We start from the raw sequence: 15,628 nt of genomic DNA on the forward strand, positions 1-15,628 counted from the left end.
ATTTTCTATCCTTGGTCCTGCTACAAAATGGGAGATTACCCTCCCCACGCGCCCATAAGCATCATAATGCTTCAGGCAGCGTGCTGGTTCACGCATCCCTCGGCAATGCGCGTCAGCTTCTGGTCGGCATTTTTCTCCTCCTCAAGCGTCTGCTTCAGGAGAGAGGCGCAATCAGCACGACCAAGCTGCGTGGCATAGGCCACAAGGCTGCCATACCGGGTGATCTCATAATGCTCGACAGCCTGCGCGGCCGAGAGCATGGCGGCGTCACAGACTTCCGGATCATCGCAATCGCTGATGACATCCTTCGCTTCGGAAAGTATTCCATCCATTGCCTGGCATGTTACGCCTTTGACAGGCTGGCCATGCATCTGGAATACCTGTTCCAGCCTGCGCACCTGCCCCTCCGTTTCCGTCAGGTGGCTCTGGAACGCGGCCTTTAGCGCCGGTTCGGAAGCTTTTTCCGCCATGGTTGGCAGGTTCTTGACGATCTGGTTTTCGGCATAATACATGTCCTGAAGCGTATGCACGAACAGGTCATCAAGGGTCTTTATCGGTTGAGAAAACAAGCCCATTGATTTTCTCCATTATCGAAAGGACGCCCATTACCTGATTGGCATGGGACAGTCGGTAAACCGATCGTGGCCTTCAGTTTCCGGGAATGTCAGCAATATGGCCGATACCCCAGATATGAATTCAGGTGTTCTTGTGGCTCTGTTCACCCGCCCGGACATGCTGTTCATGCGTGCCGCCACGGGTGCCGGTGCTGTGCTCGCCCTCACTTTTGCCGCCTTGCGATGCGCCGCCGGTGTTCTTGTGGCTCTGCTCGCCAGCCTTGACGTGCTGTTCATGCGTGCCGCCACGGGTGCCGGTGCTATGCTCGCCCTCACTTTTGCCGCTTTGCGATGTGCCGGTGTTCTTGTGGCTCTGCTCACCGGCCTTGACGTGCTGTTCATGGCTTCCGCCCTGATTTGCCATTTTTCAATTCCTCAGTTCTGGTCTGTGACGATCGTCAATCCGACCGCCCATGACAAACCGCCTGATCTGAACGGGGTTCCAAGGATGCGGGGAAATTTATGTTTTTTTGAGAAAAGGAAAACGCATAGAGACCAAATCAAGGCATATTCTTCACATTTTACATGTTAATACTTTTTTATGAACAGTAATTACGTTTCCGTTCATGGTGCGGGCACACATGCAGCCAGATATACGCAACACGTGCCGTTAGGCAAAAATCTGCCTGTAATTCACTGGTTTATCGACGAATTTTGACGATATCCCCATGGATAGACCGAAGATGAGCAACCCTTTGGGGCTTATGGAGACTGTCTCCTTTTCCCGCCCTGCGCCCCCATGTCATAACAAGTCCCACGTCGAAATACCTAACAGTCTTCTCCCCGATCATGTCCTGCTCCCTCCTGTCAGGCGTCGGATGGACAAGACGCGATTGGCCCCAAAGGCCCCCAAACCGTGCAGATATGCCTGAAACCATCAATATCCAGAATACGCTGGCGCAGTTCGATAGCCACAACACAGATTTTGCGCTGGTGGTTTTGTCCTGCGGCGCATGGTGCCCAAGCAATTACAGCCAGTTTTGACCTTGAAGTGGTCGATGTTGAAGGTTTCCCGATCAATCCATAATTGGCGGGCGACTGGACAGATAAGCCGTTTGGTACATATGTCCTTTTATAAAAGACATTCTGGTCATGATGTGAACTGGAAGTAATATTTCCAACTATCCCCACGCATACACGTTCCCCTTGAAACAGAACCCAAATTCCATAAATATGAATATTATATGAAGATCATTCGCAACACCTTACGTCCATTTTTAAAAATATTTACAAAGTGAATAATATTAACTTTATGTGTGCAGTTATATGCTCCACTTTGCGCCCTATTCCACGTTTTCGATCATCGCGCTTGTCGTGTGTTTCGCGCTCGTATGCGTGTTTGAATTCGTCAACGGATTCCACGATACGGCAAATGCGGTTGCCACCGTTATCTATACCAGGTCACTTAAACCCCGTACGGCCGTGATCTGGTCGGGGTGCATGAATTTCGTCGGGGTCATCCTCGGCGGGATCAGTGTTGCATACGGTCTGGTTGAACTGCTGCCGGCCGATGTGCTGTCCCCACCCAATGGTGACCCGGCGGTGCCAATGCTGATCTCCCTGTTCGGCACGGCACTCGCATGGAACCTGTTTACATGGTGGTTCGGCATCCCGAACTCCAGTTCACATTGCGTGATCGGCGCACTGATTGGCATAGCGATCGGGGATGCGCTGCTTCATACCCGCGATCTGGGGAACAGTGTTGACTGGTCCCAGATATGGAAGATCCTGCGCGCCCTTGCCATCTCGCCCCTGCTGGGCCTGATTGGCGCGGGTGGGCTGTATTTTGTCATCCGGCATCTTGTGCATGATCCGGAGCTGTACCAGCCCCCGCAGGGAGATAAGCCCACACGCGGCTGGGTGCGCGGACTGCTGATCCTGACATGCACAGGTGTCAGCTTTTCCCACGGGAGCAATGACGGGCAGAAAAGCATTGGCCTGATCATGCTGACCATTATTGGTATTCTGCCCGCGACCTTCGCGCTGGCTCCCAACAGTGCGCCGCACATTGTCCATATTGCAGAATATGCGACAAATGCCACTCCGCTCATTATGCAATATGACCATGATGGCCTGCGTGATGAAGCCGTGGCGTCCGTTACGCGCCTGTCCCAGACGGCACCGGATACGGTCGTACCTTCCGAACTGCGTGCCGACCTGTATGAGGTCGTGGCCGGGCTGAAAGCCGTGGCCGCAAACCCGCAGGCATCCGCGCAGGAGCGTGCGATGGCCAAAACACTGGGCAACCAGATGCGCCCGGTGGTGGAATACGCGCCGTGGTGGGTGCGTCTGCTCAGTGCGCTGTGCCTTGGTATCGGCACCATGATCGGTTACAAGCGGATCGTGCATACGCTGGGTGAAAAAATTGGCAATACGCACCTGACCCCGGCACAGGGCGCATCGGCTGAACTGGTGGGCGCGGGGCTGATCGCCACGGCCGGTTATACCGGCCTGCCCGTAAGCACGACGCATATCATTACGGCAGGCATCGCGGGCACCATGCTTGGCTCCGGGTCAGGAATCAACCGGGGCATGCTGGTCAAGATAGCGCTGGCATGGGTGTGCACGTTGCCTGTCACCATCACCCTGGCCGCCAGCCTGTTCTATCTGTTCAACCGGTAGGACACGCTAGGGCCGTTCTATTGGCGGCCTTATGATTGGCTGTATGGCGCCGTGACGTCGGGAACAGACGCCACGGCGCTGATATGTTCATAGAGACAACCAATTTCAGCAGTCCGGAGCAGGCTGCGCCCTTTGATGATATGGCCCTGCTCCGGGTATTACCTACATTCATTCCAATAACTGGCGGGGACTCACGTCCTGCAAAGCAGGCACTGGTATGCCACCAATATTATTGCACCGTACGTGCTCGGCATGAGGCTTTGCTTGTTAAAGACATGCCGTATCAAACAGAAAAACGGTTGATGCGTTTACTTTCCTGGTATGGATGTACGGTCACAACCATCTGCTGCAATTTCATGGATGACTGATCCGGCGATGGGGATAAACCCTCTACGCAGACCTTATTCCCCTACCGCATCAGGCACACAATAATCTGCGATTGTGACGCTTTGAGAAGGAGGATAATGGCATTATGCCCGGTTCAATAAATTATACTGCAGGATTGTACTGTCCTGACATCCGGTCCGGCAGATAAATGTCTATCCGCAGTGCATACTGCAAACCATACGGAAATTTCTGGATATCAAAAAAAATGCCGCTTTTTCAAAAAGCGGCATTCATGAAATTGATCTGGCGATTATAAAATAAACCCAGATTTTCGTTTCAGTATTTTTCAGGCACGATCATGCTGTCAGGCACGGGCTGGCGTATATAATCGGGACTGAATACCCGTTCGGGCAACCTGACTTCAGGCTTCTCGACTTCCTGATAAGGCACCTGTGACAGAAGGTGGCTTATGCAGTTGAGCCGGGCTTTCTTCTTGTTATCGGCAGGGACAATCCACCAGGGGGCCTCTTCAATGTTTGACCGCTCCAGCATGATTTCCTTGGCGAGTGTATAGGATTCCCACCGCCGCCTGCTTTCCAGGTCCATGGGGCTGAGTTTCCACTGCTTCAGCGGATCTTCCATACGGGCGCGGAAACGCAGTTCCTGTTCATCATCGGAAATGGAAAACCAGTATTTTATGATCTGGATGCCGCTGCGCACCAGCATGCGTTCAAATTCGGGTACGGAGCGGAAAAACTCCTCATATTCTTCGTCCGTACAGAAATTCATGACACGTTCAACACCGGCACGATTATACCAGCTACGGTCAAAAAGCACGATTTCACCCGCAGCCGGCAGATGGCTGACATAACGCTGGAAATACCACTGTGTCCGCTCCCGGTCATTGGGGGCAGGCAGGGCGGCAACCCGGCAGATGCGGGGGTTCAGGCGCTGGGTGATGCGCTTGATCACACCCCCCTTTCCCGCCGCATCCCGGCCTTCACAGATCACGACCAGACGGTGGCCGGTCTCCTTTATCCAGTCCTGCAGTTTGACCAGTTCACCCTGCAGGGACAACAGGTCGCGGAAATAGGTTTTTCTGAAGTCGGTTGTATCATAATCCTTTTCAGAGCCTAGGCGCGCATCATCGAGTTCCAGTTCGATTTCTTCGTCAATATCGTCAAGAACCTCCTCCCGCAGGCGATTTCTTTCCCATAGTGATCTCGTGATGTCAGGGTTGACGGTCATGACGTAACCTATCCTTGTTACTGTTCGGACTTAGACGGGCAGAAGCGATGGAAACCATCCGACAGAAGGGCTTCCTGCCCCGGCATATGGTGGGTCAGTGGGCATGACGGGCGGGCTGTCATGCCCTCATTACCCCCGGCTCATTCCCCGCCCTGGATGACCAGGCACCGGCCTTGATATCCGCCATCCACTGCGGATCGGGCGGATGGCTCTCCGTGGCATGGGTAATCAGCGCGCCTTCGTACGCTACCAGATCGGGATCAGGGAGCAGGAACTGTCCGACCAGAGCATTGAGTTTATGACTTTCCCCCACGATGCTTCTGGATGTGGCGCTGAACTGTTCGGCTGCGGCGGCATTCTGCTGGGTTGCCCCGTCCAGGGAGGCGATGGCGGTATTGATCTCATCCAGACTTATGGACTGCTCATGCGATGCGAGGGCGATCGCATCAAGGTTCTCGCCCATATCGGAAATGAATTTCACAATGACACGCAACGCATCGCTACTGTCACGCACCCGGCTTGCCCCTTCCTGAATGTCGGATGCAGTGCCAAGAACCAGCGTGCGGATATCCCGGGCGGCCTGCGTGCTTTTTTCGGCAAGGGAGCGTACTTCACCCGCCACCACCGCAAAACCTCGCCCGACTTCGCCCGCGCGGGCAGCTTCCACGCTGGCGTTCAGGGCCAGTATTGTAGTGTGAAAGGCGATACTATCAATCATTTCAAGGATCGAGACGATACGCCCCGCCCCTTCCTCGATCCGCTGCATGGCGTTGGCGGTCTCATCGGTAATCCGGGCGGAATCCGATGCGGTTTTGCGTGCCGTAATACCAATCTGGCGCGCCGCATCCGAACGCTGCGCCGATAGCGCGACACTTTTGGCAATGCCCGCCACAGCCGCCGCCGTCTGTTCCAGCGAAGCTGATTCCTGTGCCGTGCGCCGGGCAAGGTGTTCGGCACCTGTCGCCATTTCCTGAATACCCTCATCCACTGTATGGACAGAGGCGGACATGGCGGAAAATGTACCGGCCAGTTGCATAAGCGCCTCATTAAAATCACGGCGCAGCGGCTCGAATTCCGGGGAAAACGGGGTTTCAATCTGGAATGAAAGATCACCCCCAACCATACGCCTGAGCGCATCGGCCATGCCGCCCGTCGCCTGTTTCAGGTGGGCACGGGCATCCGCCTTTGCCCTGTCCTGAATGGCGCGCTGGCTGATTTCGGCCTGTTCACGCTGGTGGTCGGCTTCCTTCTGCAGGGTTTCGGCGCGGATCGTGGCCGTGCGGAATACTTCCAGCGAGCGCGAAATATCACCAATCTCGTCCCCCCTGCTGCCATAGGGAAAGGCAAGCGTGGTATCACCGCCCGCAAGCTGCTTTATGGCGGCATTAATTCTTTTGAGTGGACGCAGAATATTACAGTACACGACCAGTACGGACGCCACCAGAACCACGAACAGCACCAGATAGGCCCCGTAAACGCGCTGGAGTGTAATGCCGTAGGTTTTCTCCGCCGCCCGGGCGTAAGACCCGGCGCGCACCGTGTTGATGGTGGTCAGGGATGACAGCGTGGCGGACATGGCCTGCTGCTGCTCCAGAAGTCGCGCACTGGCGGCTGTTCCCACCGTGCTACTGGTGGGCTGGGCCGGGTTTGCAAATATTTCGGCATGGCTGGCGCGGTATTTCTGCCATTCCGAACGCAGATTATGGAAAAGCGCTTCTTCCTGATGGGAACCGACCAGCGGCGCATAGCTTTCGATAGCACTGGTCTCGCTCTGCGCGATCGGTTCGATCATTGCTTCCAGCGCGGTGACGGCTTCGGGCGTTGTGGCAGCAAACTGATCACTTTCGGTGGAGCGGAATGCCCGAAGCTGCTCCCCTATCGTGCTAATGGCCTGGATGCTGGCCAGCGATTTATGGCTGATCTGGTCTATGTGGTTATTAACGCTGGCAAGACCCCGGATTGAACAGACCCCAGCCGTAATGCAGGCGGCCACAATACAGATCTGCACAAGCCCCATGGAAAATTTAATACTAAATGATCTCAAACATCACCTTTTATACTATGTAGTATTATATTTCCAAAAGACACAGTCATGTAATTCTGATTCATGGGCAGAATTTACCGAGCATAATACGTAGTATTGTGCAGTTTGGCCTAGCGGAAAGATGTTAAAGTTTTATGTCACCTGCCATGTCGGGGACGCACCGTCTATCCGCCTATCAGGCCAATACAGATCACGCCTGTTCCGCCCCATCACAGGACGCCCGATGGGAGCAAGGCAACACACGGTTATTCATGGGAACACCCGTGCGATGAGATCGTTAAGTCAGGATCAGGCTGCCGTGGGCAATGCCTGCCCTGCGCAGCCTCTTGCAGCAGACGGAGAACAGTCATGGCAGACCATGAACGCAGCACGGTCCGTAATGATGGGCGACAGAATGCACCCTCCACACCCGGCGCCCGCCCCATGGGGGATAAAGACATCCTTGCGGGACGCACCATCGCCATACTCGCCACTGATGGCGTTGAGGAAGTGGAGCTGACCGAACCCGTCGCCGCCCTGCAAAAGGCGGGGGCACGTACGGTCCTCGTCTCGCCACATAACGGCGAGATCCAGGCCATGCAGGCAGATGTAAACCCGACCCGCTGCTATCATGTCGATACACCTGTCGGGCAGGCGGATGCCGCGAAGTTTGATGGTCTTGTCCTGCCCGGTGGCACCACCAGTCCCGACCATCTGCGCATGGATGCCGAGGCCGTGCGCTTCGTGCGGGAATTCGTTCAGGCCCACAAGCCGATTGCCGCTATCTGCCACGGCCCGTGGACCCTGATAGATGCCGATGGCGTACGCGGGCACACCATGACATCGTGGCCATCGCTCCGTGCCGACCTGACCAATGCGGGCGCACATTGGGTGGATCAGGATGTGGTAACTGATGGCACCCTGGTCACATCCCGCAATCCGCATGATCTCAAGGCGTTCTGTCCCGCGATTGTTGCCCTGTTTGCCGCAGCACCCCATCACGCAGGGCAATGACACGGGACTGTGGACATGACGAAGAACCCGAATTTCCTTCGCTATTATAGCTCAATCATGCTGTGCACCGCAGTGGTAACATTGGGGGCCGGTTTCGTAGCCTGGTGGCGCGGGCGCAGGCTGGAACAGGGTGACAGCCCGACGACCAGTTCAGAACCTGCGGCACATGCAATACAGCCGGAACCATCCGGTTACGAACCGGATGAAAGCGACACGACCCGACGCGTCGCACGCAGGATGATCCAGTATTTTGTCATACCGCTGTGGCTGGCATCGGGCCTAACCGACTGGTGGTGCCACCGACGCACGGATATCGAACACACCACGGGCATGAAGGAAACCGGTATTCACCTGCTCATGCTGGGCGAAGCGGCTTTTCCTGTTATGGCGGGACTGTTTCTGGAAATTGACGCGCCGGTGCTCTCCCTGATGATCGCATCGTTTTTCGTGCATGAAGCAACGGCCATGTGGGATGTAAGCTACGCAGTTACCCGCCGGGAGGTCCAGCCGGTGGAGCAGCATGTCCATAGCTTTTTAGAGATGGTCCCCCTGCTGGCGGTATCGCTGATTTCCGTATTGCACTGGCCGCAGTTGCAGGCCCTGCTGGGGCGTAAGGTAATCCCGTCCCGCCCGATCAGGTTTAAGCGCGTACCGCTGGGCCTGCCTTACGCATTCGGCGCGCTGGGCACCATGGCCGTGTTCGAGGTTCTGCCCTATTTCGAGGAAGCCCTACGCGACTGGAAAGTCAATCCCGGCCGACTGGTCCCGCCAACCCCGCAAGAAACCTGAGCTGGTCCACTGCTGGAATGACAGACTGATACTGTGGCCGGGTTATTCTGTCCGGTCACAGCTTTGCAACAGCAAGGCATAAAAGCGGATATTCTGATTAATCCCACACACACCCTTACACGACACATCGGATTTTCATTCAGTGTGGTGTTTCAGTTAATCATACCTGCGCAAATGATGAGTGGTTCAGTATATTTCAGAAATATGCCGTTATTTTTTCTTATTATTTTCTATTGCCAATACATTACTACCATTTGTATCGGACCATCAAGACAGTTCATCCACGATTTCCTGACTTAATTTCACCCGTAGATCTTCAAATGTTATCGCCTGTTTCCTTTTACCTTCGGTCGAAGTCTCTCCAGTCGAAGGCATGCCGGAAGTTACCAATCCCGTCCGATGGTCGCGCGGCATGCACACCCGCCTCACCGTCCGGCAATCATCAACAGACACATTTTGATATGTATTGCAAGTGATTCTCAGTTGCGTTAATGGTCCCCGTCCATTCGGCGGAAAACACCATTAACGAGGTCAGGTATGCAGCGCAGCAGGGGTTTTTATGTCTTTCCACTTTCACTTCTGGTAACGCAAAGTGCCCTTGCGGCGGATCTGGTCGAGAAATCAGGCCATCCCCCTCCCGCCCGGACATCGCACACGGATCAGGCAACGACCCAGCCCGACGCAAACGCCGTGCATGCTGAAAAGCTGGAAGTCCATGCCCGCAGGCCGGGCACCGTTGCATCCTCGGCAACGAAATCCGATACACCGCTGATCGAAACTGCCCAGTCGGTTACGGTTGTCACCCGGAATGAAATGGATGTTCGCGGGGTTCTCAGCCTTAATCAGGCCGTGCGCTATACAGCAGGCATTACCCCTGACCTGCGTGGCGGGGAAGGCACGCGTTATGACCAGTTCGACCTGCGCGGCTTCAAGGTCCCGACCTTTCTTGATGGCCTGAAACTGCAGGACAGCCCGACGGGCTACGCCACGGCACAGACTGACACATTCCGGCTGGAACGGGTCGAGATCCTGAAAGGTCCGGCATCCGCGCTGTATGGCCAGTCCAGCCCCGGTGGCCTTGTTGCCCTGTCCAGCAAGTTACCGACTGACCAGAAATTCTATGGTGGCGTCAACACGACTGGCGGCATGTTCGACCTTTACCGCGTGGATGCCGATGTGGGCGGCTACGCGACGAAAGACGGCATGGTCCGCTATCGTCTGTATGGCACGGTCAACGGCCAGCATACCCAGTTGAGCCGGACGGGCAGCCGACGCTTTTCCATCAGTCCCTCCTTTACCTTTGGCGGGAATGGGCCAACCACGCTGACACTTCTGGGCAATTATCAGTATGACCCCGAAAACGGCACTTATGGTGGCGAGCCGCTGGTGGGGTCACTCAAGCGCGCATCTTACGGCTACCTGCCCCGGAATTTTTATGACGGCGACGTACCATTTGAAAAGTTCAACCGCCGTCAGGGCGGGATTACCTATATCTTCAACCACCGCTTCAATGATAACTGGAGTTTCACCAGTCGCGGTCGGTATGATGACATCAGGACCATCTATCGCAGCGTGTATAACAACGGTTATTACACAAGTGATGACATGCTCAGCCGGTCCGCTTTCGGCACGAACGAGCACACGCACAACCTGACTTTTGACAGCCAGTTCAGGGGCCATGTCCACACCGGCGCCCTGCAGCATACAATGATGTTCGGCTTTGACTACATGCAGCAGAGCGCATCGGAGCAGGGATTTTACGGTCAGGCACCTGATCTGGATGTGCTGCATCCAAACTATCACATGACCATCCCGGCCATGAGCCCCTATGTAAATTACCGGACCAATTCGCACCAGATCGGCATGTACGCGCAGGACGAAATGCGCTGGAAAGGTCTGGTCGTGACCGGCAGCCTGCGTAATGACTGGTACCGTTCACAGCAGAACGAATATATCTACAATACATCCACGCATGAAAATCCACGCCAGATTACGTGGCGCGCATCGGCCCTGTATCATTTCAACTTTGGCCTTGCGCCCTATATCAGCTATTCGACCTCCTTCCAGCCGCAGTCGGGTGTTGTATCCAGCGATGGTGGCAAAACACAGCGCCAGGCTGATCCGTCGCTTGGCAAGCAGCTTGAAGGTGGCCTGAAATACCAGCTTCCGGGCACGTCGCTGCTGTTTACGGCTGCGGGCTTCCATATCGAACAGACCAACGTGCTCGTGGCCGTTGGCAATCTGGGCTACAGCACAGAAAGCGGGAAGGTCCATTCGGACGGCTTTGAATTTGAAGCCCATGCCGAGCCATACAAGAACCTCATGATCACCGCCGCAGTAAGCGTGCAGAAAGTGCGTGATGATTCGACAGGCAAGCCCCTGATGCAGTCAGGCAAGGGAAATGCTTCGCTGTTTGCGTTCTATACCCTGCCATCGGGGGCAGCAAAGGGGCTGGGCTTTGGCGGTGGCATGCGCTACTCCGCCAAGTCCTATGGCGGCGAGGCCAGTTATGGCAGCGTCTGGGTGCCGCAATATGCCGTATTTGATGCGTCGCTGCGCTATGACCTGTCCCATCTTTCGCCCGACCTGCGGGGATGGACGATTGCTGCGAGCGCGCGCAACCTGTTTGACAAGAAATATGTCGCCAACTGCCTGAGCTACGCGTCCTACAATCAGGAATGGTGCTATTATGGCGAGCGGCGGAATGCGCAGGCGAGCATTGGCTTTACCTGGTAACATCCCTCCCGCCGGACAGGCCCGGCTGAATGTCGCTCTGCGCATGCTGGTGGCCCTGCCCGGGGGGTATGCCCTTGCTGCCCTTGGCGGGGTCGGCATCAGCCTGTGGCTTCCCCTGTCACGGGCGGACAGTGCCATGGCCGGAACACTTTCCGGCCTGCTGCTGTGGCCCATCGTGTTCATTGCGGCCTTTGGTGTCTCCAGTCTCCGGCGGCTTGTGCTGGGTGTTGCCGCCTGCATGGCGGCCTTTGCCCTTATGGCGTTTGCTGCCGGGTGGCGGCCGTGAAGGGGTCGTTTCGCGCTTCCATGGCGTGGCTGCATACCATGCTGGGACTCATCACCAGCTGGGTGCTGTTCGCTATTGCGCTGTCGGGTTCGCTGAGTGTTTTCCGTCAGGAAATTACCCGGTGGATGCACCCCGAACTGGCCGATCAGCCGGTTGATCCCCTGCAGGCCTGCAGCCGGGGCATTGACTGGCTGGGCCAGCATGCCGGTACGGCAGCGGCATGGTACGTGGCCTGTCCTACGCCACAGGCGCCATTTGCGACCGCCATATGGCCTGACGCACAGGGAAAATACATTCAACGCGTCCTTGATCCGCAAAGCGGTAGTCCGGACGGGATGCGCGAAACATTCGGGGGTGAGTTCTTTTACCGTTTTCACTTCGAGCTTCAGCTTCCCTATCCATGGGGCAGGCTGATTGCAGCCATCGCGGCTCTGGCGCTTGTGGTCGCCCTTGTGACGGGCATCATCATCCATCGGCGCATTTTTGCGGATTTTTTCACGTTCCGGCCAAATAAGGGCCAGAGAAGCTGGCTTGATGCCCATAACCTGCTTGGGGTTGCGGCCTTTCCTTTCCATCTCATGATTTCGTTGACGGGTGCGGTCACGCTGGCATCCCTGCTGCTGCCGTGGAGCACGCAGGCCGTCTATCAGCATGACAGGATGGCATCCTATACGGAACTGAACCCGGCCCTGTACTCCCGTCCCGCCAGCGGGCAGCCGGGACATCTTGTGCCCATTTCCCCCCTGTTTCAGGTGGCGAACGCGCATTTCAGGGGGGCAGGCATTGCACAGATCTATGTATTCAATCCATCTGATCGCGCTGCCCTTGTCACGTTCATTTCCGGCAACAACCAGACGGTCAGCACATCTGCGCACATCATGACCTTCGATGGGGTAACGGGACAGGTACTGAACGAGCATACCGAAACGCGACCTGTCATCGGGCTTTATACATTCCTTTATGGCCTGCATGTCGCGCGCTTTGCGCCAGCGATCACACGCGCTCTCTATTTCCTGTCTGGTATGGCCCTCGCTGCCGTTATCGGTAGCGGAATGCATCTGTGGGCCATCAAGCGCCTGCGCCAGCGGCCTCACCTCGGGCACCTGATCGTCTGCCGCCTGAATGTTGGTATCGTGGCCGGAACTCCCCTGGCCTTTTCCGCCTATTTCCTTGGCAACCGGGCCTTTCCCCTCACACTGGCGGGCAGGGCCGGATATGAAGTGCAATCCGTTTTCATGGTATGGGCGCTGACGCTTGCCTTCGCCCTTTTCCGGCGCCCTGCGCGTGCATGGCCGGAACTTCTGGCTGCAAATGCACTGGCCTGTTTCACCATTGCCCTGCTCAGCATGCCGTGGGCAAATGCTGTAACATTCGGTACGGGTGCTGTTGCCTTGGGGCTGGCCGGGGCTTTCGGGTATGCAACATTGCGGTTGGAACGGCAGGCATGATGGGTGCGGCTATTGTATGTGGCCAATGTGCCATGCTGATATTGGCGATGGGAACTGTTCGGGGCAGTGGCATCTTTTTGAGCAAGACAGCCGCACCCCGCGTATGTCTCTGCCTTCGGATGGCAGGAATCGTACTGCTTGGCCTGAGCTTTTTTCTTCAGATGCAGGCAGTGAAAACACCGGTTATCGCGACCATCAACTGGATTGGGGTGGTCAGTGCCGAAATTGTCCTGACAGCCTTAACCTGCACAGCAATAGATAATATTAGGAAAATAAAATAATTACTGAATTAATTAAATCACCCTCAATGTTAAATTAATATTTTATAAAAAATAAAAGTTTTGGGACGCTACCTTTTTTTTAAAAAGGCAGCGTCTCTTGAAGCTTTTTGTAAAAAGCTTCACCAAAAACTTTCTTATTATTATAGTATGTTCCGTGAATTGGATTTTCAAACAGTCTCTAAGATATTCCATGATTGCATTTAGGCTGAGAACCTATGCAGGGCGACACGAACAGATGGCCTTTCCACGCACCAGCGCATGTTCTGGCCGCCACGATCATCCACATGAGCGCGAGTGCTGCAGTCAAAATCGTGCCGACATAACCGAAGAAAGCAAGATGGAACGTCGTGCCAAGGCGATAGGTCGCTGCCGTGTAAACGCCCAGGGGAAAAGTATACCCCCACCAGCCAAGATTGAACGGAATCCCGCCCCGCCAGTAGCGGATTGTGATAAGCAGCGCGCATATCAACCACCATAGCCCCAGCCCCCACAGGGCAAGTCCGGCAATGGCCCCGATCCCTTGTGCAACCGCGCCGATCTGCGCAAGACCATTTGCGGCGAAGATAGCCGGTGCATCGCCCCCCATAACCAGCATACCCAGCGCGCCCGTCCCGATCGGCCCCAGTGCCAGCCAGCATGAAGCCGCCATGCTGCCATGTGGAAGTTTGTAAAGCGCCATCCGTAAAATGAGGATCGCCAGAATACTGAGCGCAACCGGCACAGAATAGGCCCACAGCACATAGGACGTTACCAACACCACGAACTGAACGTGTGCATCGGCCAGATATGGGGCAAGCAGTCCGCCTGATGCACCAGCCACCTCTGCCGCGACCACTGGCAGCAGCCATACCGCCGTCATGCTGTCGAGGCTGATCTGGTGGCGGGTAAACAGCAGATACGGGATGCCGACACCGCAGGCCAACGACATGACAACGTCGATCCACCAGAGGGTTTCAGCCAGCGGAATGATGGCAGGCCCAAAAATGCCGGTTCCAAATACAAGGCAACCATTGATGATCGTGGCGAGGCCCATCGGAATCGTACCGATGAACATGGAAACGACATCATGCCCGAAGATACGTCTGGCCTCATGGCTGAACATGACCCACCGCGCAGTGTAAAGCGCGGTGAAAAGCAGGAACAGCGCAATGGTGACGAACCACAGCCCCTCCCCTACAGGCCTGAACTCCGGGCCGATGCCTGACATCTGGGGCAGGGTCAGCGCCAGAATACCAGTACCCATGGTCGCGGCGAACCAGTTCGGGGTGAACTGACGGATCACCTCGCGCGGATGCTCAAGCCCGGCGAACGGCCTGAAGCGGTTCACGGGTCTTTGTGTAATATTGGAGATCATTATTTCCGTGTCTCCCTGAGCAGGTCGGCCATCGCATCCGCGGCACGGGTGCGATAGCGCTCCTTGTGCCGAAGGGCGTGGAAAGGTCGGGCTGGCATTGGAAACTCAAGCCTGTGGAGTTCCCCTGTAGCCAGGGCGCGGCGGACAACGAATTCGGAAAGAACCGCAACGCCCGCCCCGGCTTCGACCGCGCTGCGCACTGCCTCGTTGGAGGGCATGACCATGGCAATCCGTAACTCACGCGGGTCGAAGCCACGCGCACGCAGTATCTCCTCAAAGGTCGAGCGCGTACCGGACCCCTGCTCACGCACGATCCACCGCGCCGAACGCAGCCAGTCATCATCAACCTTCCCGACAGGCGATGAGGTAACAAGAAGCATCCTGTCCTCACCCACTGTCCACGATGCCAGGGCAGGTTCATCAATTGCCCCCTCCACCACGCCCAGTTCGGCCGTTCCGTCCAGAACCCGCCGGGCAGCGCCTTCGCTGTTATCAATGCTGAGTTCGATCGAGATTCCCGGATGACGCGCACGAAACGCCGCCAACCTGCCAGGCAGCCAGTAGCTCGCGACCGTCTGGCTGGCGACCACACGAAGTGTACCACGTTTCAGTTCGCCATATTCCGCCAGCGCAAGCTCCGCAGCCGATGCCCGATCCAGCACGGCACGCGCCTCGCCAAGAAACATCGTCCCGGCTTCGGTCAGTTCAATGCGCCGGCCGATACGATGAAAAAGCTGTGTGCCGTGCTGCTTCTCCAATGCGGCGATGGCATTGCTGGCGGCGGACTGGGTAATATTGAGGGCTTCAGCCGCACGCGTGACATGCTGGCGCTGGGCCACGGCGACAAAGATGCGAAGCTGTTCGAGTGTCATCGGTAATCCCTTCA

Annotated in this window: 13 protein-coding genes; 7 read left to right on the plus strand and 6 right to left on the minus strand. The window is 56.1% G+C overall.

What is annotated here, in order from left to right; translation table 11 throughout:
* Window positions 1-71: 71 nt before the first annotated feature.
* Window positions 72-575, minus strand: a complete 504-nt coding sequence (locus tag DY926_RS01205; protein WP_116701708.1) for a YciE/YciF ferroxidase family protein — start codon at window positions 573-575, stop codon at window positions 72-74.
* 121 nt (window positions 576-696) lie between these two features.
* The gene (locus DY926_RS01210; RefSeq protein ID WP_116701709.1) at window positions 697-978 is read right to left on the minus strand and encodes a hypothetical protein; all 282 of its coding nucleotides are present in this window, start codon (window positions 976-978) and stop codon (window positions 697-699) included.
* A 902-nt stretch (window positions 979-1,880) separates the two neighbouring features.
* Between DY926_RS01210 and DY926_RS01215 the strand changes: the two genes are divergently transcribed.
* A complete protein-coding gene (locus DY926_RS01215) occupies window positions 1,881-3,236 on the plus strand; it encodes an inorganic phosphate transporter (RefSeq protein ID WP_116701710.1) in 1,356 nt (451 codons plus the stop codon).
* Between the two features lie 663 nt (window positions 3,237-3,899).
* Here DY926_RS01215 and ppk2 read toward each other — a convergent pair.
* A complete protein-coding gene (ppk2, locus tag DY926_RS01220) occupies window positions 3,900-4,811 on the minus strand; it encodes a polyphosphate kinase 2 (RefSeq protein ID WP_116701711.1) in 912 nt (303 codons plus the stop codon).
* Between the two features lie 118 nt (window positions 4,812-4,929).
* Window positions 4,930-6,828: a HAMP domain-containing methyl-accepting chemotaxis protein gene (locus DY926_RS01225; RefSeq protein ID WP_241502993.1), complete on the minus strand. Its 1,899-nt coding sequence runs from the start codon at window positions 6,826-6,828 to the stop codon at window positions 4,930-4,932.
* A gap of 450 nt (window positions 6,829-7,278) precedes the next feature.
* Here DY926_RS01225 and DY926_RS01230 point away from each other — a divergent pair, with 450 nt between their 5' ends.
* The 6 genes from DY926_RS01230 to DY926_RS01255 all read left to right on the plus strand — a co-directional run bounded on the left by DY926_RS01230 (window position 7,279) and on the right by DY926_RS01255 (window position 13,388).
* Window positions 7,279-7,848, plus strand: a complete 570-nt coding sequence (locus DY926_RS01230; protein ID WP_116701735.1) for a type 1 glutamine amidotransferase domain-containing protein — start codon at window positions 7,279-7,281, stop codon at window positions 7,846-7,848.
* Window positions 7,849-7,863: 15 nt separating this feature from the next.
* Window positions 7,864-8,637, plus strand: a complete 774-nt coding sequence (locus tag DY926_RS01235) for a hypothetical protein (RefSeq protein ID WP_116701713.1) — start codon at window positions 7,864-7,866, stop codon at window positions 8,635-8,637.
* A gap of 537 nt (window positions 8,638-9,174) precedes the next feature.
* Complete coding sequence (locus tag DY926_RS01240) at window positions 9,175-11,373, plus strand: TonB-dependent siderophore receptor (protein WP_116701714.1); 2,199 nt, start codon at window positions 9,175-9,177, stop codon at window positions 11,371-11,373.
* Window positions 11,357-11,659: a hypothetical protein gene (locus DY926_RS01245; protein ID WP_148707731.1), complete on the plus strand. Its 303-nt coding sequence runs from the start codon at window positions 11,357-11,359 to the stop codon at window positions 11,657-11,659. The genes DY926_RS01240 and DY926_RS01245 overlap by 17 nt, the downstream gene beginning before the upstream one ends.
* 20 nt (window positions 11,660-11,679) lie before the next feature.
* The gene (locus tag DY926_RS01250) at window positions 11,680-13,107 is read left to right on the plus strand and encodes a PepSY-associated TM helix domain-containing protein (RefSeq protein WP_241502994.1); all 1,428 of its coding nucleotides are present in this window, start codon (window positions 11,680-11,682) and stop codon (window positions 13,105-13,107) included.
* Window positions 13,104-13,388, plus strand: coding sequence for a hypothetical protein (locus DY926_RS01255; protein WP_148707732.1), 285 nt, complete (start codon window positions 13,104-13,106; stop codon window positions 13,386-13,388). Before DY926_RS01250 ends, DY926_RS01255 begins: the two co-directional genes overlap by 4 nt.
* A 178-nt stretch (window positions 13,389-13,566) precedes the next feature.
* Here the strand turns inward: DY926_RS01255 and DY926_RS01260 are convergent, their stop codons facing one another.
* On the minus strand, window positions 13,567-14,742 hold the full coding sequence (locus DY926_RS01260; protein WP_116701717.1) for a TDT family transporter: 1,176 nt from the start codon (window positions 14,740-14,742) through the stop codon (window positions 13,567-13,569).
* Window positions 14,742-15,614 carry a LysR family transcriptional regulator gene (locus DY926_RS01265; RefSeq protein ID WP_116701718.1) on the minus strand — a complete coding sequence of 291 codons (873 nt, stop codon included), beginning with the start codon at window positions 15,612-15,614 and terminating at the stop codon, window positions 14,742-14,744. The genes DY926_RS01260 and DY926_RS01265 overlap by 1 nt, the downstream gene beginning before the upstream one ends.
* Between the last annotated feature and the right edge of the window lie 14 nt (window positions 15,615-15,628).

This window comes from Komagataeibacter melaceti (genome assembly GCF_003403295.1).
GTDB lineage: Bacteria > Pseudomonadota > Alphaproteobacteria > Acetobacterales > Acetobacteraceae > Komagataeibacter > Komagataeibacter melaceti.